The following is a 20784-nucleotide window of genomic DNA, read 5'->3' on the forward strand; positions in this document are numbered from 1 at the left end:
GTGACCAATTTTTCGGCGGAACATGGGCCCTTCGGCGCCCCGGTGGAGATTCGTGTGGCAGCACAGCTGACGCAGCTGCCAATCGTGCGCGGACTGGCCGAAACACTGGTACTACTCAGTGATTTCACCCTCGACGAGGTAGCCGACGTGCGCCTGGCGGTGGACGAGGTGTGCTCGACTCTGATTGCGATCGCCGCCCCCGATACGCTACTCACCTGCGAATTCCTCGTCGGTGACACCGAATTGCAGGTCCGCGTCGACGGCGTCGCGGGATCGCAGGGCATGCCGGATCAGCGCAGCTTCGGGTGGCATGTGCTGCGCACGCTGTGCGACGAGGTGACTGCCGAGCAGCAGGATTTCGACGCAGGCGTGTCCGGGTACCCGACGACGGTTCGATTTCGACGGGTCCGGGGGAAGGCGTAGTGCACGGCGAGGACACATCCGACCAGCACAGTCTCAGCGAACCCGACAAAACCGACTCCCCTGCCGCGGAATCGGACAAGGCCGCTGAACCGGACAAGGAAGCCCTCGAGCAGGAATCGCTGGAGGACGAGACCGAAACTCCGGAGCCGGTATCCGGGTACGACGACGTCAGCGCCCTGTTCGAGCGTCTCGCGGCGACCGAGCCGGGCAGCGTGGCGCACGCGGTGGCGCGTGACGCGCTGATCAACCGCTGCATCCCGCTGGCCGACCACATCGCGCGCAAGTTCAGCGGGCGCGGTGAGCCGTTCGACGACCTGTCGCAGGTGGCGCGGGTCGGTCTGGTGCACGCGGTGGATCGGTTCGATCTGAGCCGGGGCTCGAACTTCCTGTCCTTCGCGGTGCCGACCATCATGGGCGAGGTCCGGCGATATTTCCGGGACAACACCTGGGCGATGCGGGTTCCGCGGCGCGTCAAGGAAACCCACCTGCGCATCGGCGCGGCGGTGGATCAGCTCTCGCAGCGACTGGGACGCTCCCCCACCGCCAAGGAGATCGCCGCCGAACTCGATGTCGACCCCGACGAAGTCACCCAGGCGGTCATCGCGGGCAACGCCTATCAGCCGACATCGATCGATGCCGCGTCGATCGGGCGCGACAGCGATGCGTCGCTGCTCGACACCCTCGGCGAGGAGGAATCGCAGTTCGACCGGGTCGAGGAGTACATCGCGGTGCGCCCGCTCCTGGCGGGCCTGCCCGAGCGTGAGCGCCGCATTCTCACCATGCGGTTCTTCGAATCGATGACGCAGACGCAGATCGCCTCGCAGCTGGGGATCTCGCAGATGCACGTATCGCGGATTCTCGCGAAAACCCTTGCACGCCTGCGTGAATTGTCCGAACGGGACTGACGCCAGCGGGACAACGGAGTCCCCCTACGCGCTCTCCCTGGCGCGCCGAAGCTTCGCGGGTGCGCGCAGCCACCAGGCGCTGTCGATCAGCTCGGCGAGCTGTCGCGGGTCGACCGCGGCGAGGTCGACGAGAACGAACGGGTGCCCGTCGTAGTGCGGGGTCGTGTAGAACGCTGGATCGCCGGAGGCGAGCAGGGCTTGCTTCTCCGCGAGCTCGCAGAGCAACGCCAGGCCGCCCTCCGCTTCGACACGTAATCGTGCGAAGCCCTTTCCGCTCACCTTCAGGCCGGGACTGCGCCACCAGGTGCCTTCCTCCACACCCGGCAGCGCCGTCGCCACCGCGACCACCTGCTCCCATGTCATCGCCATACGTCGATTCTGCACCGCGGCGATCGGCACCCGCTTGGACGAATGGAACGGCGCCGCTCCCGGTATGGGAACGGCGCCGTGTGTTCGCGCGGGGCTACTTCTTGCGCAAGGTCGCCAGGAACATGGCGTCGGTACCGTGGCGGTGCGGCCAGAGCTGTGCGGACGGGCCGTCGCCGAGATCGGTGACGCCGGGCAGGAACTCGCGACTGTCGAGTTCCTCGGCGCCGGTGCGACGGACGAAATCGGCGACCACCGACACAGTTTCGGCGAGGTGCGGTGAGCAGGTCGAATACACGACGACACCGCCCGGACGCACCAGATCCCATGCGGCGGTGAGGAGCTCGCGCTGCAAGGTGACCAGTTCGGCCACGTCGGCCGGGGTGCGACGCCAGCGTGCCTCCGGGCGCCGGCGCAGCGCGCCGAGGCCGGTGCACGGCGCGTCGACCAGAACGCGGTCGTAGCCGGGGGTCAGCCCGCTGTCGCGGCCGTCGGCGACGTGCACGGTGACGGGCAGGTTCCTGGTGGATTTGCGGACCAGCTCGGCGCGGTGCTCGGCGGGTTCCACGGCGTCGACGGTGAACAGGTCGATCGCGGCGAGTGCGCCGAGCAAGGCCGCCTTCCCGCCGGGACCGGCGCAGAGGTCGAGCCAGCGACCCTTGTCCTCGCCTTCCAGCGGCGCCCGGGTGAGAGCGAGCGCGACCAACTGGCTGCCCTCGTCCTGGACCGAGGCGATGCCGTCGCGGACCGGTTCCAGCAGGCCGGGATCACCACCGTCGAGATACACGGCGTACGGCGACCAGCGGCCTTCTTCGCCGCCGGTGACCAGCGCCAGTTCTTCGGCGGTGATCTCGCCGGGGCGGGCGACCAGGTGCACGACCGGGCGCTCGTCGTCGGCTGCCAGGAGTTCGTCCAGCTCGCCCGCCTGCGCGCCCAGCGCATCGGCGAAGGACTGGGCAATCCACTTGGGGTGCGCGTGTTCGAAGGCGAGCTTGCCGACCGGGTCCGCCGGGGCCAACTCGGTGATCCACTGCTCGGCGGTCTTCTCCCCCGCTCGACGCAGGACGGCATTGACGAAACCGGCACGGCCCTGGCCGAATTCGGCACTGGCCAGGTCGACGGAGGTGTCGACGGCGGCGTGCGCGCTGGTGCGGGTGCGCAGCAGCTGGTAGACGCCGAGACGCAGGATATCGAGGATGGGGCCGTCGATCTCGTCGACCGGGCGGCCCGCGCAGGCCGAGATCACCGCGTCGAGCTGCCCCTGCGAACGGCTCGCGCCGTAGGTGAGCTCGGTCGCGAACGCGGCGTCACGCCCACTGATCTTGCGCTCGCGCAACAGCTTCGGCAGCGCGAGGTTGGCGTAGGCGTCGCGCTCACGCACTGCCCGCAGTACATCGAGGGCGACCTCGCGCGCCGGGTCCACCGGCTCGCCGCGCCGCTTGCGCGGACTGGGCACGCTGGGATCGGGCCGCTCGGGGCGACGCTGCGTGGCGGCCTCGGCCGCCGGTCCCGCACCAGCATCGCGGCTGCTGCTCCGTGAATCTCCTCGGCGCGCACCGCGGTCGGGACGGGAGGTGCCGCGATCGGCACGTCCCGCGCCGGAACGTCCGGCACGATCACCGCGCTGGTCGGCCGTGTCACGCCCCTGTGCCCGGTCGTTCGCGCCGCCGAAACCGGGACGGTCGTCCTCGCGGCGAGGGGCACCGGAGCGCGGAGCGTCCGCACGTCGACTACCCGCGTCACGGCCTTGCGCCCGGTCGTTCGCGCCGCGGCCGAAACCGGGACGGTCGTCTTCGCGGCGGGGCGCGCCGGAGCGCGGGGCGTCGCCGCGTTGGTTGGCTGCGTCGCGACCTTGCGCGCCGCGGGTGAAACCGGGGCGGTCGTCCGCGCGCCGGGGTGCGCCGGAGCGATAGGCGCCGTCGTCGCGACGGGGTCGATCGGAGCCGCCGCGGTCGTCGCGGCCCGTCCAGCGGTCGCCGTCCGCGCGCGGGGTGGTGGTGCCCTTCGCGGCGCGGGCGGCCCAGCCGCCGTCGACGTTCTTGCCGGTGATCTTGCGGTCGTCGCGGGGGCTGCCGCCCCGCTGCTCACCCGTTTTTCCGGCGGGCTTGCGGTCGTCGCGGGACGTGATGCCCTTCGCCGCGTCGGCGTCGCGACGTCGGCGGCGGTCGGAGGCGCTCATCCGATCACCGTGCCGGGAGCCAGGCGGGCGCCGCGGGCCCAGTCGAGGGCGCTCATCATCTTCTTGCCGGGCGGTTGGACCTGCCCCAGGCGGACCGCTGTGGTCGACGTTCCGACGAAGACGCCGGACTTGCGCACCTCGATCTCGCGTTCGGGCAAGGTTTCCTCCACCATTTCCACCGGGCCGAGTTTGAGGCGCAGCCCGTTCACCTCGGTCCACGCACCGGGCGCCGGGGTAACGGCGCGGATGTGGCGGTGGATGGCCAGGGCAGGTTCGTCGAATCCGATCCGCCCTGCCTCCACGGTCACCTTCGGTGCGTAGGACACGCCGTCGTGGGATTGCGGAATCGCTTGCAGCGAACCGTCTTCCACTCCGTCCAGGGTCTTCTCGAGCAGCACGGCGCCCGCGTCGGCGAGCCGGGCGAGCAGCTCGCCAGCGGTGTCGGTGAGCCCGATCTTCTCGGTCATCACTCCGTACACCGGGCCGGTATCGAGGCCCGCCTCGATCAAAAAGGTCGACGCGCCGGTCATGTCGTCGCCCGCGTCGATGGCCGCCTGCACGGGCGCCGCCCCGCGCCAGGAGGGCAGCAGCGAGAAGTGCAGATTGATCCAGCCGTGCGCGGGGATATCGAGCACCTGTTGCGGCAGCAGCGCACCGTAGGCGACGACCGGGCAACAGTCTGGCGCGAGCTCGGTGAGCGCGGCGACGAATTCGGGCTCGGACGGCTTACGCGGCGTGAACACCGGAATACCGTGTTCGTCGGCGAGCTGTCCCACGGGCGAACGCATGATCTTGCGGCCACGGCCCGCGACGGCGTCGGGCCGGGTGACCACCGCGACGACCTCGTGGCCGGCGCTCTCGATCAGCCTGCGCAGTGAGGGCACCGCGGGTTCGGGCGTGCCCGCGAAAACGAGGCGCATCAGCGACCACCGCCGACGCCGCTGGATTCGCGCACAGTGATTCCGCCGCGGAACCAGTCGGATTCGCGGATGGTGCGCATCGCGTCCTTACGGTCGGCGGGTTCGAGCCGGTTGATGAACAGCACGCCGTCGAGGTGATCGTGTTCGTGCTGTACGCAGCGCGCGAGCAGACCCTCGGCCTCGAATTCCACCGGCGCACCGGTGATGTCGACGCCGGTGACCCGAACGCGCGATGCCCGGCGCACGTCGTAGCGCACGCCGGGAATCGACAGGCAGCCCTCGGGGCCGACCTGTTCGTCGGCCCCGACGGCCGACCATTCCGGGTTCACCACGTGCCCCGCGGCGTCGCCGGTGTCGTAGACGAACACCCGCAGCCCGACCCCGATCTGCGGCGCGGCCATCCCGACCCCGCCGTCGTCGTGCATGGTCTCGGTGAGGTCGGCGACCAAGGTGGCGAGGTCGGGACCGAACTCGGTGACCGCGTCGGCACGCGAGCGCAGGATCGGGTCGCCGAACAGGCGGACGGGCTGAATGGTCACGGTGGCTCCCGGGGAGGACGAATGCGGTCGTCCCAGTCTAGTGACCCCGCCAGGCGCTTCCGTCCAGCCCGGCTGTCAGGAGTTGCCCGCGATGATCACCTCGGGGATGCCGGTGCCGAGCGGGACCGGCGCGCAGACCGGAGCGGGTGCCCGGACGGGGTCGAGGACGCGCTGGAGCAGTTGCTGCACGAAGGGGTCGTAGACCAGGTGGAAGTGGCCGGTCAGGTTGTCGGCGCACAGGTCCTGGAGGACGAGGTTCTCCGCACCCGCGCCGCGCAGGGCGATGTTCGAGAACGGCTGGATCATCTCGTCGACCCGACTGCCGACGGTGACGTAACGGACACCGGGCACGGTGTCGCCGCCCGCGTTGAGCTCCACCATGAGTGGTTCGCCCTGGGCTTGCTGGACCGCGGCCGTCGAGGTGACCTTCGCGAAGACATCCATCATGCCGGGAACGGCCTGCCCCACCGGAACCAGTCCGTACATGACCCCGCCGTAGCTGGGTGAGGCCAGACCGACCCAGGTCCCGACCTTCGGCGCGCCCCCGAGCTTGTTGACGTAGAACCGGCTGACGGTGGCCCCCTGCGAGAATCCGACCAGATCGACCTTGGTCGCCTCGGTCGCGACCAGGACATCGTCGACGAACCCGGCCAGCTGGGCGAAACTGATCCGCATGTCCTCGGTGCCATAGGTGTCGGCGCCCGGCGCCCCGCCGTAGTTCAGCGCGAAGACGCAGTAGCCTGCCGACACCAACTGCGGTCCGATTCCCGCCCAGTCGGAGTACGCACTCGAGTCGGTGCCGTGCACCAACACGATCGGCCGCGGATGCTCGGCGGTGGGTGTACACCCGAAGTTGTTGAGCCCCACCGGAACCGAGTTCGGATGAGCCTTGATGTAGTGGGCTGCGTCCAAGTGATCGGCCTGCGAGGGACCCGCCTCCATCGGAATGACAGCCGGCCGAAAATTCGCCGGTTCAGCGGCGGCGATCGGCGCGACGGACACACCGATCACCGCCGTGCAGGCGAGTGCCGTGACCGACACCGCTCCGCGCAATCGTGATGTTCCCCAACCCCACAACGTTCCCAGTTGTTCCATGCCCCAAACATTTACTCCATGGGATCGACAACCGCACGCCGGGAAGGGCGTTCACGACGCCCTCACTTCTCGGGGGTTGCGTCGCCCTCGGAAACGACATCGTCTTCGGCGAGGATCCGGTACAGCGCCCGACGGGTTTCGGCGAGCACCTCGGCCGCCTTCGCCGCCTGCTGCGCCGTGCCGACCTGGGCCACCTGACCGACCGCGCCCATCACCTGTCCGACCAGACCGCGCAGGTCCAGCGCCTGAGCGCCGACATCCTGCTTGACCTCGGCCCACGGGTCACCGAGATCGTCGCGATGAGTCTCGACATAGGCCTTGCCCTCGTCGGTGAGCTGCGCGGTTTTGCGACCGGCGACCTTCTCGATGAGCACCAGGCCCTCGTCCTCCAGCTGGGCCAATGCCGGGTAGATGGACCCCGGGCTGGGGCGCCAGACATCGTCGCTGCGATCGCGGATCTGCTGGATCAGTTCGTAGCCGTGCATGGGGCGCTCGACGAGCAGCAGCAGCACCGCGGCCCGCACGTCACCGCGCCTGCCACGACCGCCACGGCCGCGTCCACGACCGAAGCCAGGGCCGAAACCGGGCCCGAAACCTGGGCCGAAGCCCGGTCCGAACTCCGGGCCGTGCCCGTGTCGCCCGCCGTGGCGGAACTGCTGCCGGTCGGGACCGAATTCCCGGGGGCCCGGTCCACGACCGCGCCGGAAGTGTCCGAATTCTCGTTGTTCTTGGTTCTGCATGACAGCCTCCTGTGGCTCTCTCGTTTGTCTTGACACTATCGACGATATATCGGCAATGCATCGAATGCAAGGAGTAATCTGAATTCACCACGACGCCGAAGTCCATGCCAGGGTCGGTAGTGTCGACGCCGCCCTGCGAATGTTGCGGTCGCGCAGCGGAACCGAGTTCGATCCCACCCTGGTCGAATGTGCACCCGCGACGACGGGGCACTGCTCGCCGGACTCGACCGCATCGATGCCTGGCAGCAGGTGATCGACGGCTGCGCGGCACTCGACAGACCGATCGCGGACGACGAACTCACCGACCTCCTCACCGTCTTCGCCGACTACTCCGACGCGAAAGCGACCTGGTTCCTCGGTCATTCGCGCGCTGTCGCCGACCTGGCCGCCGCCGCGGCGCGCGAGTCTACGAACGGATGGACTACGCCACGGGTTACTCCCCGACGAGGATCAAACCGCAAAGATCGGGTGATCACCCGATGGTCGACATCCGCGCAGGTCGCAGACTTTTCCCAAGACCACTTCGACCCCGACCCCGCAGACGACCTCCTCGGTCGCCGACCTGTTTCTCGCCGCGCTGATCCAGCGCGACTTCGCCACCATGACGACCTACCTCGCCCCCGAGGTCACGCTGCGCGGCCTGATCCCGCCCGGCCCGTTCACCGCGGTCGGCCTCGATCCGGCGATCGAGCGCTTCCGCGGTTGGTTCGGCGGTCCCGACGATTTCACCGTCGTCGATTCCGGCCGCGAACGCGTCGGCGACAAGCTCGCGCTGCACTGGTTGGTCCGCATGCGACCCGCCAACGGCGCCACCCGCGTCGCCGAGCAGCGCGTCTTCCTCACCACCGACCACGGCGAGATCACCGGCATCGACCTGTTGCGCTCGGGCTGGCAGCCCGGCGATCGCGCCTGAATCCGCCGCGTACCCGAGTCGGGTCTACCGCGCACCCAGCTCGTCGATCCACCGCTCCAGCCGCGCGCCCTCGGTGACCATCAGTTCCGGGTCGCGGAAAGTGTTGGTGAGCAAGGAGATTCCCTGATAGGCAGCCACGAATGCGATCGCGAGCTCGGCGGCATCGGTGCGCCCCAGCTCGGCGAACTGCGTGCGTGCCCAGTCCACGAGCAGGCCCATCACGCGCGCAGGCTCGCCGCGGAAGGCGTCCTCCCGCTTGTCGAGCTCGGCGGCCAACGAGCCGAACGGGCACCCGTATCGCGCCGCCATCTCCCGCTGGTCGACCCAGCTGCGTACCATCGCCTTCAATCGGTCGGCGGGCCCCGGCAGCTCGGCGATCTCGGCGACGGCCCCGGTCAGCACCTGCGCGTGCAGCTCGATGACCGCCGCGACGAACTGATCCTTGGTCTTGAAGTAGTAGTAGACATTGCCGACCGGCACGTCGGCCTCGCGCGCGATCTCGGCGATCGTCGTCTTCTCGATGCCCTGCTGGTAGAACACCCGCATCGCCGCCTGGACCAGCCGTTCCTGCTTCCCGATCTTGGGGCTGACCTGCGCATCCGATTTAGTCATACAACTAACTATAGACAGCCGATGCCCGATGGGATACATTCTGTCCATCAAGTAAGTCAGCTAACTAACTAAGGAATCACATGATCGTCGTCACCGGAGCGACCGGCAACATCGGCAGTACCCTGGTCGGACTACTCGCCGACGCGGGTGAGCAGGTCAGGGCCGTCTCCCGAGGTACTCGTCCCGTCGACCTACCCGCGGGCGTCGAGCACACGGTCGCCGACCTGGGCGATCTCGACAGCCTCTCCCCCGCGCTACATGACGCCGACGCGCTGTTCCTGCTGATCACCGGGGAGCAACTGATGATCGGCCCCGAGCCGGCGCTGCTGCTGAAAACCGCCGCGGACGCCGGCGTGCGCCGAGTCGTCTTCGTGTCCTCGCAAGGCGCGGTGACCCGCCCCCACTCCGACGGCTACGCCCGAACGATCGCCTTCGAACAGGCACTCGCCGAGTCCGGCCTGGAGTGGACGGCGCTGCGACCCGGCGCGTTCTTCTCCAACACCTTCGCGTGGATCGAACCGATCCGCACCCAGCACATCGTCCCGGCGCCCTTCGGCGATGTCGGCCTTCCCTCGGTAGACCCCGCCGATATCGCCGCCGTGGCCGCGGCCGCCCTCCGCGAAGACGGCCACCACGCCCGCGCCTACACCCTGACCGGTCCCGCCGTGGTCACCCCTCGCGACCAAGCCGCGGCACTCGCCGAAGCGATCGACATCCCGATCGCCTTCGTCGAACTCACCTCCGACCAAGCCAAACAGAACATGCTCCGCTTCATGCCCGAGCCGGTCGCCGACCACACCCTGACCATCCTCGGCACACCCACACCGGAAGAGCTGCAGGTCAGCGACGATATCGAGAAGGTTCTCGGTCGACCGGCCACGAGCTACGCGCAGTGGGCGCGGCGTCATCGAGCGATGTACGCCTGACCGGCGTGCCGGACGCCCGGGTCAGCCGATGTCGACAGGGTCGATCTGGACGCGAAGGGGGGCATCGGAGCGGTGGGAGCTGCGAACCGCTTGGGCGGCGGTGAGGGCGCGAGCGAGGGGCGCGCCACCCGAGCGGGGTACGCGCAGGAGCATGCGCTCGACCTCGGCAGGGGAGTCGGCGCCGGAAAAGGGTTTACGGGCCGTCGGCGGCAGGGGGACGGGGCCGAGGACCTCGGTGCCGTCGGGAAGGGTGGTGGCATCGAGTAATTCGGCGATCGAGGCGGTGGTGCCGTCGACTGCGGCGAGGCGGACCGCAGGCGGGAAGCCGACCTCGGCGCGGGCTTCGAGTTCGGCGGCGGCGTGGTTGACGGGGTCCCACCGGACCAGCGCCTGGACGGTGGGCAGGGAGGGTTCGGCCATCACGATGACCTGCCCGCGAGGCCGCACCAGCGCCGCCGCGCCCATCCAGCGGCGCAAGGTGTCCTCGCTCGCGCGCAGGTCGGCGCGGCCGAGCAGCGCCCATCCGTCGAGCAGCAGGGCCACGCCGTAACCGCCCTGCACGAGCGGTTCGGCTCCGACGGTGGCGACGACCACCTGAGCACCCGGTTCGACGGTATCGAGCACTTCCCCGCCCCCCGAGGTGCGGATCGGTACCCCGGCGAAGGCGCGACCGAGTTCTTCGGCGGTCCGGGCCGCGCCGATCACCGTCGCCCGCAGAGCTCGCGCACCGCACGCCTGGCAGCGGAACGCCGCTTCGGTGAGCCCGCACCACTTGCACTGCGGGCTCGCCGCTTCACCATTGGCCGACTGCGGCAGCGCCAACGGGCCGTTGCAGTGCCGACAGCGGGCAGGCGTGCGACATTTCGCGCAGGCCAGCGACGGAACGTATCCACGCCGCGGCACCTGCACCAGCACCGCCACGTTCTCCTTGATCGCGGAGCGCGCGGCCGCGAACGCGACACCGGGCATCCGCACCGACCGCGCCAACGCGTCGCGCTCCAACGCGAAATCGCTGTCACCGGGCGCGCTGATCCGTGGCGTCACCTCGCGCAATACCTGGCGTTCGGCGAGAAGGTCACGTGCCCAACCGGATTCGACCACCGCTTGGATCTCGGCGGTCCGCGCGAAACCGGCGGCGACGAACGCGGCGCCCGTCTCGTGCGCCCGCAGCATCGCCACTTCACGAGCGTGCGGATACGGGGACCTCGGTTCGGCATAGGTGTCGTCGCCGTCGTCCCAGATCGCGATCAGTCCGAGGTCCTGCGCCGGGGCGAACACCGCCGCCCGCGTCCCCACCACGATCCGCGCCTGCCCACGTAATACCGCCAGCCACCGCCGATACCGCGCTGCGGGACCCAACCCCGCCGACAGCCCCACCGCCGAATCACCTACCAGCGCAACACATTCGGCGAGCAAACGATCGAGATCACGCTGATCCGGCACCATCAACACGGCGCTGCGTCCACTGGCCACGACCGTCGCCGCCAACTCCGCCAGCCGCGCCGCCCAGTTCTCCCCCGGCAGTGCCTGCCACGCCGCCCGCGCCCCCTTGCCGTGCGCCAGCGCGTCGACGAAGGCCAGTCCGTGCACATATCGGCCCCATGCCGAAGCATCGACCTCGACGCGCGATTGGGCTACGGACACTTCGGGTGACGACTCGGGCCAAACCTCCGCGGTCGTCGCGTCCGGCTGGTCCGATGTAGCCCCGCCCGCCGATTCGCCAGAGCCGTTCCCACCGGCCTCAGCAACTACATCAGACGGCGCATTTTCTTCGTTATCAACGATTTCCGTGACAGGTGCCGCTTTCGCCGCGGTGCCGGTCTTCTTGGTGCCGCCGGTTTCGGTCCGCGCGTGGCGCGGTGGAATGGCCAGACGCAGGACGTCGGCGCGCGTCCCCGCGTAGCGGGTGGCGACGGCGGTGGCCAGTCGCAGAATTTCCGGGGCGAGCACGCGTTCCGGCGAGACGACCCGTTCGAGCGGCATCATCTTGCCGTTGTGGTCGCTGCGCGGGAGACGTTCCAGCAGGTATCCGTCGACGAGGCGACCGGCGAAACGCACGCGCACGCGCACGCCGGGTAGGGCGATCTCGTCCAGTTCGGCGGGGACGAGGTAGTCGAAGTCGCGGTCGAGGTGGGCAGGCGAAAGCAGCGGGAGCACCCTCGCGATGGGGTGTCCCGCTGCCTTCGATATTTCGTCCGCTGCCACGCGGTCCGTGGGTATTACAGGCCGACGGCCGCGCGCAGCTTGTCGGCGCGGTCCGTGTGCTCCCAGGGCAGGTCGACATCGGTGCGGCCGAAGTGGCCGTAGGCCGCGGTCGGCGCGTAGATCGGGCGCAGCAGGTCGAGATCGCGGATGATCGCGCCCGGACGCAGGTCGAAGACCTCGGAGATGGCGGTGGAGATGCGCGTCGGGTCGACCTTCTCGGTACCGAAGGTCTCGACGAACAGGCCGACCGGGGCCGACTTGCCGATCGCGTACGCGACCTGCACCTCGACGCGATCCGCCAGGCCGGCGGCGACGACGTTCTTGGCGACCCAGCGCATGGCGTAAGCGGCCGAGCGGTCGACCTTCGACGGGTCCTTACCGGAGAACGCGCCGCCACCGTGGCGAGCCATGCCGCCGTAAGTGTCGACGATGATCTTGCGGCCGGTCAGGCCCGCATCACCCATCGGACCACCGAGGACGAACTTGCCGGTGGGGTTGACCAGCAGTCGGATATCGGAGGTGTCGAGGCTGGGCAGGTTCAGATCGCCGATGACGGCGTCGACGACCTTCTCGCGGATATCGGGGGCGAGCAGGTTGTCGAGGTCGATATCGGCGGCGTGCTGGGTGGAGATGACGACCGTGTCGAGACGGACCGGGCGGTCACCGTCGTATTCGATGGTGACCTGGGTCTTGCCGTCGGGGCGCAGGTAGGGCAGCACACCCGACTTGCGGACCTCGGTGAGCTTGCGCGAGAGCCGGTGCGCGAGCGCGATCGGCAGCGGCATCAGCTCGGGCGTGTCGGTGGTCGCGTAACCGAACATCAGGCCCTGGTCGCCGGCGCCCTGACGCTCGATCGCGTCGTCGGAACCGCCGACGCGCGCCTCGTGCGAGGTGTCGACGCCCTGGGCGATATCGGGCGACTGGGCACCGATCGCGATGTTGACACCGCAGGAGTTGCCGTCGAATCCCTTTGCGGAGGAGTCATATCCGATCTCGAGGACCTTCTCGCGAACGATCCGCGGAATGTCGGCGTAGGCGGAGGTGGTGACCTCGCCCGCGACATGAACCTGCCCCGTGGTGACCATGGTTTCCACCGCGACGCGGCTGCCCGGGTCCTCCGCGAGCAATGCGTCGAGGATGGAATCGCTGATCGCGTCACAGATCTTGTCCGGATGCCCCTCGGTCACGGACTCACTGGTGAATAGCCGACTACCTGTCGTACGCACAGTTCTTCCCTCTCCCTCAACGGGTTACTCGTTCGGCTTGTGACGGTAACTTCTCGGTGTTACCGCGCAACCCTTCTCATCAAGACTATTCCAAACCACCGACATGGTGGCGAGTACGCACCAAGCCACGCCGCGAACACCTACTCGAACGGTAGACTGCACGACCCTCGTTGCCGCGCAACTGTTTTCGCGCGAAAGCGACGCGAACTCCCCGGTCAGCGCAGGAGCGGAACCAGTGCGTCGAGCACCCGGCTGGCCAGCAGCGCCTTCGAGCCGTGATCGAGGGCCTGCTCGGTGCCGTCGGCGCCGAGCAACCAGCCGTCGTTGGTGTCGACCTCGAACGCCTTGCCCTCGCCGACCGCGTTGACCACGAGCAGATCGCAGCCCTTGCGTGCCAGTTTCGAGCGCGCGTGGGTGAGCACGTCGCCGTTGTCGTCACCGGTCTCGGCGGCGAAACCGACGATCGCGGTACCGGCGAGCCGTCCCTCGGTGCGAGCGTCGACCAAACCGGCGAGGATGTCCTCGTTCTTGGTCAGCGGGATCACGTCGGGTTCGTCGGCGCCCTTCTTGATCTTCGCAGCGGCCACATGGGTCGGACGGAAATCGGCGACCGCGGCCGCCATGATCACCGCGTCGGCGCCGAGCGCGTGCTTGTCGACCGCGGTCTTGAGCTGGTCGGCGGTGGTGATGTGGACCAGCTCCACCGCGGCGGGCGGCGCGAGCTCGATCGTGTTGCCCGCGATCAGCGTCACCTGGGCGCCACGCTGGGCGGCGACCCTGGCCAGGGCATAGCCCTGCTTGCCGGAGCTGCGGTTGCCGAGGAAGCGCACCGGGTCGAGGGGTTCCCTCGTACCACCGGCGGTGATCACCACGCGGCGACCGGTCAGGTCGCGCGGCAGCGCGTCGTCACGTTCGAGCAGCAGCGAGGCCAGACCGAAGATCTCCTCCGGCTCCGGCAGCCGTCCCGGACCCGTATCGGTGCCGGTGAGCCGGCCCGAGGCGGGTTCCATCACGTTGGCGCCGTGCGCACGCAGCGTCGCGACATTGGCCACCGTCGCCGGATGCTCCCACATCTCGGTGTGCATCGCGGGCGCGAACAGCACCGGACATCGAGCCGTCAGCAAGGTGGCGGTGAGCAGATCGTCGGCGCGCCCCTGTGCGGCGCGCGCCATCAGATCCGCGGTGGCGGGGGCGATGACGACGAGATCGGCCTCCTGGCCGATCCGGACATGCGGCACCTCGGGCACGTCGGCGAACACCGTGGTGTGCACCGGCTGACCGGACAACGCCTCGAAAGTCGCTTTGCCGACGAACTGTAGAGCCGACTCGGTGGGAACGACCCGCACCTGGTGTCCGGTCTCGGTGAAACGGCGAACGAGGGCACACGCCTTGTAGGCGGCGATGCCCCCGCCGACCCCGACGACGATCCGCATGGTCTTCTACGCCTCCGGACTAGAGATTGTCACTCGCCCTCGGTGTGTTCGAGCAGGTCGGAGTGAATTTCGCGCATAGCGACCGACAGCGGCTTCTCCTGCAGACCCGGCTCGACGAGCGGGCCGACGTACTCGAGGATGCCGTCACCGAGCTGGTTGTAGTAATCGTTGATCTGGCGGGCGCGCTTGGCCGCGTAGATCACCAGGGCGTACTTGGAGGACGTGCGCTCGAGCAGCTCGTCGATCGGGGGGTTGGTGAGGCCGATCGGGGTGTCGTACGCGGGTACTGCGGTGATGTCCGTACTCACTAGGGGTGGCTCCTGCGGGTTAGTGGGTCAAGAACTCGAATTTGTGCTAACGAACAACGATACCAACTGCTCACAAGCGGTCGTTACCTCGCTGTTCACGATGACCGTGTCGAACTCGTCACAGGCCGCCAATTCGACCCGGGCCGTCTCGAGCCTTCGCTCGATCACCTCGGGCGTCTCGGTGCCGCGCGAACGCAACCGCGAGACCAGTTCTTCCCAGCTCGGCGGCGCGAGAAACACCAGAAGTGCCTCCGGCATCGCCTGCCGGACCGACCGTGCACCGGCCAGGTCGACTTCGATCAGTACTGAAAGTCCGCTCGCCAGCGCTTCTCGCACCGGGGCGGCGGGGGTGCCCGATCGCTGCAACCCCCCATGGATGTCTGCCCATTCGAGCAGTTCGTCCGCCGCGATCATGGCGTCGAACTCGACTCGGGAAACGAAGCGGTAATCGAGACCGTCGACCTCGCCGGGACGGGGGTCCCGAGTCGTGGCCGACACACTGAAAACCAGTTCGGGCAGGCGTTCCCGCACGCACCGCACGACCGTGGATTTACCCACGGCCGAGGGGCCGACCAGTACTACCAGCCGGCCCTTCCGCGTGTTTTTGTCCACCAGACTTTAGGCGTCGAAGTCGAAGCGGGTGAGCAGCGCGGCGCGCTGCCGGGCACCGAGACCACGGAGACGACGCGTAGGCGCGATCTCCAGCTCGGTCATGATCTCCGCCGCCTTGACCTTGCCCACCTTCGGCAGAGCCTCGAGCAGCGCAGAAACCTTCATCTTGCCGAGAATCTCATCGGACTCGGCATCGGTGAGGACCTGCTTCAGGTTCGTTCCACCGCGCTTCAGGCGCTCCTTGAGCTCTGCCCGAGCGCGGCGAGCGGCAGCCGCCTTCTCCAGAGCAGCGGCGCGCTGCTCATCAGTCAGCTGGGGAAGGGCCACGGGTTCCTCCGTCTCATCGTTCATTGCCAGATCTACCGCCGGTTACCCGGACGGTCTGTGCGACCGTACCCACGGTGCGCGCCGATTGCGAACCCGACCCCCAGGTCAGGGCAGGATTACGAATGCCGTATGGCGCGCGCGGACCCGATGCGGTGACCGCCGATTCCTTGGTCACGATCGTACAGTCGAATTCTTGAAATGTATCCTCACCTGCGGTTATACCGATTTGGGCGATGATAGCCACCAGGTAGCGTGAGGGCCGGGTGCCGCCCTGGCAAACCCGGTGGCGCGCGACCAGGGGGTTTCCTGAAAAAGCCCGCGTGTCGCTCGATTTCGTACAGCGTGTCGTCAAGATCGGGCCCGAAACTGGTCGAGAACCGCACCCGACGCGGTCGCCACGACATCGTCGATCCAGTCCGGAATCGGGGTGGCGCGGGCGATGTAATCGCGCACCAGTCCGTACGGAATCGCCTTCACCGCGGCGCCCGCGATGGCCAGCGATCGGTCGTCGGCGGCCCCGAATTCGGCCACCGCGGCAGTCAGCAGCGCGGCGTTCATCTCGTCGTTGACGCCCGCGATCGCGGACCGCAGATCCTCGGGTCCGATCTCGAGCAGTTCGTCGCGATGGAACATCTTCATCGCCCGCGCCTCGGTCGGGTGCGCGCGGCAATAGCGCGGCAGAAACGTGGCGGCCGACAGCAGCGGCGCGGGCCCGGTCAGTGCCGCGACGAAGCCCTCGTGGAACCGGCGGATCGACCGCAGCCACAGGCGGGCGAGCAGTTCGTCACGTGAGGCGAAACGCACATAGATCGACCCGGAGTGCACGCCGGCGGCGGCGCCGATCGCCGTGATGGCGGGTCGGGCGACGGCGGGATCGGTGAGCAGGTCGCGGGCCGCGTCGAGCACCTGATCGTCGGTGAAAAGGCGGGGTCTTGCCACCGGATCAGCCTAGTGGCACAGTTTATGAATATGGATTCAAAAACTAGTTTCCCGCTCGCCGGTGCGCTGCTCGCCTTCATCGGCACCGTGCATACCGCCCTCGGCGTCGCACTGTTCGTCTTCGCCGATCAAGACGTCGAGCTCACGTTCTGGTTCACCGAGTTCGGCGTGCTCAGCATCGGTTTCGGCATCGCCATGATCGCGCTCGAGCGTGCATCGGGCTACGTGCCCGGAGCGGTGCTGCTGGTGCTCGGCGCGGTCACGGTGTTCGGTCTGGCCTTCATGCCGGTGTCGGGGTTCGTCATGGTGCTGCTGCCCCTCGGAGTCGGCTCCTACGGCTGGTGGCGAACCAGGAACGAGCGGGTCGCGGCCTGAGTGCTCACCCCTGCGCAGCACCCGCCCGCAGGTGCTGCAGGATGGCGAGCACGCGCCGGTTGTGTGCCTCGCCGGCCGGCAGGTCCAGCTTGGTGAAGATCGCGTTGATGTGTTTTTCGACGGCGCTGCGGGTGACGAAGAGCTGTGCGCAGATCGCCGCGTTGCTCAGACCCTGCGCCATGAGTTCGAGCACTTCGCGTTCGCGCTCGGTGAGTCGGTGCAGTGGCGAGTCGGCGCGATTGTGCAGCAGCAACTGGCGGACCACCTCCGGGTCGAAGGCGGTGCCGCCGGCGCCGACCCGGTCGACGGCATCGAGGAACGACCCGATCGCGGCGACTCGGTCCTTGAGCAGATAGCCGATGCCGCCGGTGCCGGTGAGGAACTCCGCCGCGTGCCTGCGCTCGACGTACTGCGACAGCACCAGCACGGCGATCCCCGGCTGGTCGCGGCGGATCTCGAGTGCCGCTCTGATCCCCTCGTCGACGTGGTCGGGCGGCATCCGCACATCGGCGATGACCAGGTCGGGTGGGCGAACCCGCACGGCGGCCAGCAGTTCGATCGCGGTGCCGACGGAGTCCACGATCTCGTGGCCCTCCGCGGTGAGCAGCTGGGCCAAGCTCTCGCGCAGCAGCGCGGAGTCCTCGGCCAGGGTTATCCGCACGGAACCTCCACGGTGATGATCGTCGGGCCGCCCGACGGGCTGTCCACTGTCATGGTGCCGTCCAGCGCGGTGACGCGGGTGGCGATGCCGGTCAGGCCGTGGCCGGTGGCATCGGCGCCGCCATGTCCGTCGTCGTGCACGCGGAGGCGCACTGTCCGGTCGCCGCGCTCCACCGCCACTTCGATGGCCGTGGCCCCGGAATGCTTGATGGCGTTGGTGATCGCCTCGCTCGCGGTGAAATAGCACGCAGATTCGACCGGGCGGGGTGCGCGCTCGTCGAGGTCGACGGTCAGTCGTGTCGGTATCGGGGTGCGGTCGGCGAGGGCTTCGAGGGCGGCGCGCAGGCCGTCGCGGGCGAGCATGGCCGGGTAGATCCGCCAGGAGACCTCGCGCAGCTCGTCGAGGATGTGCCCGGTCTCGGCGATCGCGCGGCGCTGCAGTTCACCGCGCACTTCCTCCTCGGCCGCCCGGTCCATCCGGCCGAGCAGGATCGACAACGCGACCACCCGCTGCTGCACGCCGTCGTGCAGATCGCGCTCGATACGGCGCCGCTCGTCATCGATCACCCCGACCACCTCGGCGCGGGTGGTGGTGAGCTGGGCGACGCGCTGAGCCAGTTCGTCCTGCCCCGGCCGCGTGCTCCGTCGCAGGCACCAGGCTTCGGCACGCACCACCCCGAGCAAACCCTGCACGGCGAGGAAGCAGAGCACCGCGCCGGGAAGGGCGAGCACGGTGGCGGTCGCCCAGCTGACCTGCCCTGGTTCGGTCGCGTCGATGATCGGCACCGCGTCGCCCGTGGACGCGCCATAGACCACGGCCACCGCGACGACGACCCCCAGCCCCGACAGTGCTAGCACCAGCGCACCGAGCACCCCGACGAGCGCGCGGACCGCCAGGTATCCTGCGGCCCGCGCCCCCGTCGGCGCACCGTTCGACCGCACACCGAGTAACCGGGTGAGGCGCCGGTGCTCGCCCTGGGCGATCCGGTCGGTGAGGCCCGCCGCAATCGGCACGGCGAGCACACCGAGCAGGTCCAACGGCACAGTGAGCACGCCGAGCAGGTATCCCGTGACCGCGGCGGCGACGCGTGAGGATCGCGCCGGGGAGGTGCTCATCGCCCAATTCTCGCGTGTGCCTGCCGCTGCCGCACGCGCCGGACGACGAACACGGTCGCGGCTACGAGCACGGCGGCGATCACGGCCTTCTGCAGGATGCCCGCGTAGGTCTCGACGACGTGCCAGTTCTCGCCGAGGAAGAAGCCCGCGAACACGAAGACCGCGTTCCACACCAGGCTTCCCGCCGTGGTCAGCAACGTGAAGCGGGTGAGGGGCATGCGTTCGACGCCCGCCGGGATCGAGATCAGGCTCCGGAAGATCGGGATCATCCGGCCGAAGAAGACCGCCTTGTCGCCGTGGCGGGCGAACCAGTCCTCGGTGCGGTCCAGGTCGGACAGTCGGACCAGGGGTAGCCGGTCGACGATGCGGCGCAGGCGGCCGCGGCCGAGTGCGGCGCCGAGGCCGTAGAGGGCGAGCGCGCCGACCACCGAGCCGAGGGTGGTCCACAGCAGGACCTCGGCCAGGCCGAATCGACCGCGACCGGCGGTGAAGCCGGCCAGTGGCAGGATCACCTCGCTGGGCAGCGGAGGGAAGAGATTCTCGAGTGCGATCGCGAGGCCGGCGCCGAAGCCTCCGAGCTGTTCCATCTGCTGTACCGCCCAGCCCGCGATACCGGTCAGTTCGGTCGAATTCCCTGTCGTTTCCATGTTTTCGACGCTAGGTAGGCGGGAGTTCGCGATCAGTAGCGTCGACCACCCGGTCGGTGCGGTGCGACCACAGGTCCAGGGTGGGGTTTTCCGCACCCCGATTGCGGGGCGCACACCATCGCCGCGGGCCGTACGCGTGCTTAGCGTCGAAAGGTATGCGACAGAAACTGTTTCGGGCCGCCGTGGTCACTGTGGGCACCGTGCTGACAGCAACGCTGGTGGCCGCTGTGGTCCTCGTGACGGCACGATGGCGAGTCGTCGGGGATACGGTGGAGGCCGCGGCGCGCTGGAGCGACACCGATGTGGTGTTGCGCGTCTCCGACGGCGAGCAGCGGCGCGAATGGCACCACGCAGGCAGCGCCGCCGGACAGGAGACCGCGCCAGGACCGCACAGCAGGTTTCGGATCGGCAGTATCACCAAGACCTTCGTCGCCACCGTCGTGCTGCAGCTCGTCGATGAGGGCAGGGTCGCGCTGGACGGTGCGATCGCCGCGCAGCTGCCCGAGACCGTTCCCGGCGGCGACCGGATCACAGTGCGGCAGTTGATGAATCACACCAGCGGGCTCTACGACTATATGAAAGAGCCGGGCATGTCGACGAACCGATGGCGCGGCGACGACCGGTTCCGCGCGCACGCGCCACGCGATCTACTCGCCACCGCGGTGCGCCACGACCCCTATTTCGCGCCGGGCGCCCGATTCCGGTACTCGAACACCAACTACATCGCGCTCGGCCTGCTGATCGAGCACGTGACCGGGCACCGCTACGGCGACGAGATCCGCGACCGCATCCTCACGCCACTGCGCTTGACCGCCACCACCGTGCCCGGCGACGACCCCCGCGTCCCCGCGCCCGCCCTCACCGCGCACCGTGACATCGACGGTGCGGGCCGGGTGGACGTGACCGAGATGAACCCCTCGCTGGACTGGGCTGCGGGCGAGATGATCTCCACCACAGCCGATCTCGACGCATTCTTCACGGCATTGCTAGGTGGGCGTCTGATGAGCCCCGCCGCGCTGGACCGCATGCGGGAGACAGTTCCGATGGGCATGGGTTTCCACTACGGCCTCGGCCTGCAGCGTTTCGAACCACCGTGTGGCGCCGACCTGTGGGGACACGGCGGTGAACTGCTCGGTTACGTCTCCTACGCGTTCCGTTCGACCGACGGCCGCTCGCTGACAATGGTTCTCGGCTCGGCGGCTTCGTCGGACGCACTGTCACTGTTCGCCACGGTCACCGCCACCTACTGTCTCGCGTGATTCCGGCCGTGACCGCCGACGACAACGAGGCCGGGGCAGCATGTCGCTACCCCGGCCCA

The 20784-nt window shown here is 68.8% G+C and carries 24 protein-coding genes; 6 read left to right on the forward strand and 18 right to left on the reverse strand.

Annotated elements, in window-relative coordinates; genetic code table 11:
• The first annotated feature begins 54 nt into the window (after positions 1–54).
• Both OHS03_RS16815 and OHS03_RS16820 read left to right on the forward strand, forming a co-directional pair.
• Positions 55–423: an ATP-binding protein gene (locus tag OHS03_RS16815; protein WP_245661788.1), complete on the forward strand. Its 369-nt coding sequence runs from the start codon at positions 55–57 to the stop codon at positions 421–423.
• A 119-nt stretch (positions 424–542) separates the two neighbouring features.
• The gene (locus OHS03_RS16820; protein ID WP_056815400.1) at positions 543–1328 is read left to right on the forward strand and encodes an RNA polymerase sigma factor SigF; all 786 of its coding nucleotides are present in this window, start codon (positions 543–545) and stop codon (positions 1326–1328) included.
• A 24-nt stretch (positions 1329–1352) separates the two neighbouring features.
• On the opposite strand, the gene OHS03_RS16825 is transcribed toward OHS03_RS16820, so the two are convergent.
• The 7 genes from OHS03_RS16825 to OHS03_RS16855 form a co-directional block, all read right to left on the reverse strand.
• Positions 1353–1697 carry an MmcQ/YjbR family DNA-binding protein gene (locus OHS03_RS16825; protein ID WP_328663873.1) on the reverse strand — a complete coding sequence of 115 codons (345 nt, stop codon included), beginning with the start codon at positions 1695–1697 and terminating at the stop codon, positions 1353–1355.
• Between the two features lie 94 nt (positions 1698–1791).
• Complete coding sequence (locus tag OHS03_RS16830; RefSeq protein ID WP_082844177.1) at positions 1792–3150, reverse strand: RsmB/NOP family class I SAM-dependent RNA methyltransferase; 1359 nt, start codon at positions 3148–3150, stop codon at positions 1792–1794.
• A gap of 719 nt (positions 3151–3869) precedes the next feature.
• The gene (gene fmt / locus OHS03_RS16835; RefSeq protein WP_328663875.1) at positions 3870–4793 is read right to left on the reverse strand and encodes a methionyl-tRNA formyltransferase; all 924 of its coding nucleotides are present in this window, start codon (positions 4791–4793) and stop codon (positions 3870–3872) included.
• Positions 4793–5332: a peptide deformylase gene (def, locus tag OHS03_RS16840; RefSeq protein ID WP_056810519.1), complete on the reverse strand. Its 540-nt coding sequence runs from the start codon at positions 5330–5332 to the stop codon at positions 4793–4795. The genes fmt and def overlap by 1 nt, the downstream gene beginning before the upstream one ends.
• 75 nt (positions 5333–5407) lie before the next feature.
• Positions 5408–6427 (reverse strand): esterase/lipase family protein, encoded by a 1020-nt coding sequence (locus tag OHS03_RS16845; RefSeq protein ID WP_082844159.1) that lies wholly within the window; start codon positions 6425–6427, stop codon positions 5408–5410.
• Positions 6428–6489: 62 nt separating this feature from the next.
• Positions 6490–7167: a PadR family transcriptional regulator gene (locus OHS03_RS16850; RefSeq protein WP_328663876.1), complete on the reverse strand. Its 678-nt coding sequence runs from the start codon at positions 7165–7167 to the stop codon at positions 6490–6492.
• An 84-nt stretch (positions 7168–7251) separates the two neighbouring features.
• Positions 7252–7530 (reverse strand): hypothetical protein, encoded by a 279-nt coding sequence (locus OHS03_RS16855; protein ID WP_328663879.1) that lies wholly within the window; start codon positions 7528–7530, stop codon positions 7252–7254.
• Between the two features lie 214 nt (positions 7531–7744).
• On the opposite strand from OHS03_RS16855, the gene OHS03_RS16860 reads away from it, so the two are divergent.
• Positions 7745–8080, forward strand: a complete 336-nt coding sequence (locus OHS03_RS16860) for a nuclear transport factor 2 family protein (RefSeq protein ID WP_328664267.1) — start codon at positions 7745–7747, stop codon at positions 8078–8080.
• A 24-nt stretch (positions 8081–8104) separates the two neighbouring features.
• Here the strand turns inward: OHS03_RS16860 and OHS03_RS16865 are convergent, their stop codons facing one another.
• Positions 8105–8692 (reverse strand): TetR/AcrR family transcriptional regulator, encoded by a 588-nt coding sequence (locus OHS03_RS16865; protein ID WP_328663881.1) that lies wholly within the window; start codon positions 8690–8692, stop codon positions 8105–8107.
• Positions 8693–8772: 80 nt separating this feature from the next.
• Between OHS03_RS16865 and OHS03_RS16870 the strand changes: the two genes are divergently transcribed.
• Positions 8773–9618, forward strand: a complete 846-nt coding sequence (locus tag OHS03_RS16870; RefSeq protein ID WP_328663883.1) for an NAD(P)H-binding protein — start codon at positions 8773–8775, stop codon at positions 9616–9618.
• 21 nt (positions 9619–9639) lie between these two features.
• Here OHS03_RS16870 and OHS03_RS16875 read toward each other — a convergent pair whose 3' ends face one another.
• The 7 genes from OHS03_RS16875 to OHS03_RS16905 all read right to left on the reverse strand — a co-directional run bounded on the left by OHS03_RS16875 (position 9640) and on the right by OHS03_RS16905 (position 16668).
• On the reverse strand, positions 9640–11823 hold the full coding sequence (locus OHS03_RS16875; RefSeq protein ID WP_328663884.1) for a primosomal protein N': 2184 nt from the start codon (positions 11821–11823) through the stop codon (positions 9640–9642).
• 14 nt (positions 11824–11837) lie between these two features.
• Entirely contained in the window at positions 11838–13049 is a 1212-nt protein-coding gene (metK, locus tag OHS03_RS16880; RefSeq protein WP_082844160.1) for a methionine adenosyltransferase, read from the reverse strand.
• A gap of 215 nt (positions 13050–13264) precedes the next feature.
• On the reverse strand, positions 13265–14482 hold the full coding sequence (coaBC, locus tag OHS03_RS16885; protein ID WP_056810539.1) for a bifunctional phosphopantothenoylcysteine decarboxylase/phosphopantothenate--cysteine ligase CoaBC: 1218 nt from the start codon (positions 14480–14482) through the stop codon (positions 13265–13267).
• 29 nt (positions 14483–14511) lie between these two features.
• Positions 14512–14790 carry a DNA-directed RNA polymerase subunit omega gene (rpoZ, locus tag OHS03_RS16890; protein ID WP_056810542.1) on the reverse strand — a complete coding sequence of 93 codons (279 nt, stop codon included), beginning with the start codon at positions 14788–14790 and terminating at the stop codon, positions 14512–14514.
• Positions 14791–14817: 27 nt separating this feature from the next.
• Entirely contained in the window at positions 14818–15402 is a 585-nt protein-coding gene (gene gmk / locus OHS03_RS16895) for a guanylate kinase (RefSeq protein WP_056810544.1), read from the reverse strand.
• 6 nt (positions 15403–15408) lie between these two features.
• A complete protein-coding gene (mihF, locus tag OHS03_RS16900) occupies positions 15409–15729 on the reverse strand; it encodes an integration host factor, actinobacterial type (protein ID WP_056815410.1) in 321 nt (106 codons plus the stop codon).
• A 348-nt stretch (positions 15730–16077) separates the two neighbouring features.
• Positions 16078–16668 carry a TetR family transcriptional regulator gene (locus OHS03_RS16905; protein WP_328663886.1) on the reverse strand — a complete coding sequence of 197 codons (591 nt, stop codon included), beginning with the start codon at positions 16666–16668 and terminating at the stop codon, positions 16078–16080.
• A 30-nt stretch (positions 16669–16698) separates the two neighbouring features.
• On the opposite strand from OHS03_RS16905, the gene OHS03_RS16910 reads away from it, so the two are divergent.
• Entirely contained in the window at positions 16699–17043 is a 345-nt protein-coding gene (locus OHS03_RS16910; protein ID WP_328663889.1) for a DUF6463 family protein, read from the forward strand.
• A gap of 4 nt (positions 17044–17047) precedes the next feature.
• Here OHS03_RS16910 and OHS03_RS16915 read toward each other — a convergent pair whose 3' ends face one another.
• From OHS03_RS16915 to OHS03_RS16925, 3 genes are read right to left on the reverse strand one after another with little or no spacing between them, the layout of a single operon-like run.
• The gene (locus OHS03_RS16915) at positions 17048–17704 is read right to left on the reverse strand and encodes a response regulator transcription factor (RefSeq protein WP_328663893.1); all 657 of its coding nucleotides are present in this window, start codon (positions 17702–17704) and stop codon (positions 17048–17050) included.
• Positions 17695–18819 (reverse strand): sensor histidine kinase, encoded by a 1125-nt coding sequence (locus tag OHS03_RS16920; RefSeq protein WP_328663894.1) that lies wholly within the window; start codon positions 18817–18819, stop codon positions 17695–17697. The genes OHS03_RS16915 and OHS03_RS16920 overlap by 10 nt, the downstream gene beginning before the upstream one ends.
• Positions 18816–19466 (reverse strand): DedA family protein, encoded by a 651-nt coding sequence (locus tag OHS03_RS16925; protein WP_328663896.1) that lies wholly within the window; start codon positions 19464–19466, stop codon positions 18816–18818. Before OHS03_RS16925 ends, OHS03_RS16920 begins: the two co-directional genes overlap by 4 nt.
• Positions 19467–19621: 155 nt before the next feature.
• On the opposite strand from OHS03_RS16925, the gene OHS03_RS16930 reads away from it, so the two are divergent.
• Entirely contained in the window at positions 19622–20725 is a 1104-nt protein-coding gene (locus tag OHS03_RS16930; protein WP_328663898.1) for a serine hydrolase domain-containing protein, read from the forward strand.
• Positions 20726–20784 lie beyond the last annotated feature (59 nt).

This window comes from Nocardia salmonicida (genome assembly GCF_036142455.1).
Classification (GTDB): Bacteria; Actinomycetota; Actinomycetes; order Mycobacteriales; family Mycobacteriaceae; genus Nocardia; species Nocardia salmonicida.

Coding starts and splice junctions, on each gene's coding strand:
- OHS03_RS16930 (WP_328663898.1), top strand. CDS start 19,622: ATGCGACAGAAACTGTTTCGGGCCGCCGTGGTCACTGTGGGCACCGTG.
- OHS03_RS16925 (WP_328663896.1), bottom strand. CDS start 19,466: ATGGAAACGACAGGGAATTCGACCGAACTGACCGGTATCGCGGGCTGG.
- fmt (WP_328663875.1), bottom strand. CDS start 4,793: ATGCGCCTCGTTTTCGCGGGCACGCCCGAACCCGCGGTGCCCTCACTG.
- OHS03_RS16845 (WP_082844159.1), bottom strand. CDS start 6,427: ATGGAACAACTGGGAACGTTGTGGGGTTGGGGAACATCACGATTGCGC.
- OHS03_RS16865 (WP_328663881.1), bottom strand. CDS start 8,692: ATGACTAAATCGGATGCGCAGGTCAGCCCCAAGATCGGGAAGCAGGAA.
- OHS03_RS16855 (WP_328663879.1), bottom strand. CDS start 7,530: ATGACCGAGGAACCAGGTCGCTTTCGCGTCGGAGTAGTCGGCGAAGAC.
- coaBC (WP_056810539.1), bottom strand. CDS start 14,482: ATGCGGATCGTCGTCGGGGTCGGCGGGGGCATCGCCGCCTACAAGGCG.
- OHS03_RS16825 (WP_328663873.1), bottom strand. CDS start 1,697: ATGGCGATGACATGGGAGCAGGTGGTCGCGGTGGCGACGGCGCTGCCG.
- OHS03_RS16910 (WP_328663889.1), top strand. CDS start 16,699: ATGGATTCAAAAACTAGTTTCCCGCTCGCCGGTGCGCTGCTCGCCTTC.
- OHS03_RS16850 (WP_328663876.1), bottom strand. CDS start 7,167: ATGCAGAACCAAGAACAACGAGAATTCGGACACTTCCGGCGCGGTCGT.
- OHS03_RS16920 (WP_328663894.1), bottom strand. CDS start 18,819: ATGAGCACCTCCCCGGCGCGATCCTCACGCGTCGCCGCCGCGGTCACG.
- OHS03_RS16870 (WP_328663883.1), top strand. CDS start 8,773: ATGATCGTCGTCACCGGAGCGACCGGCAACATCGGCAGTACCCTGGTC.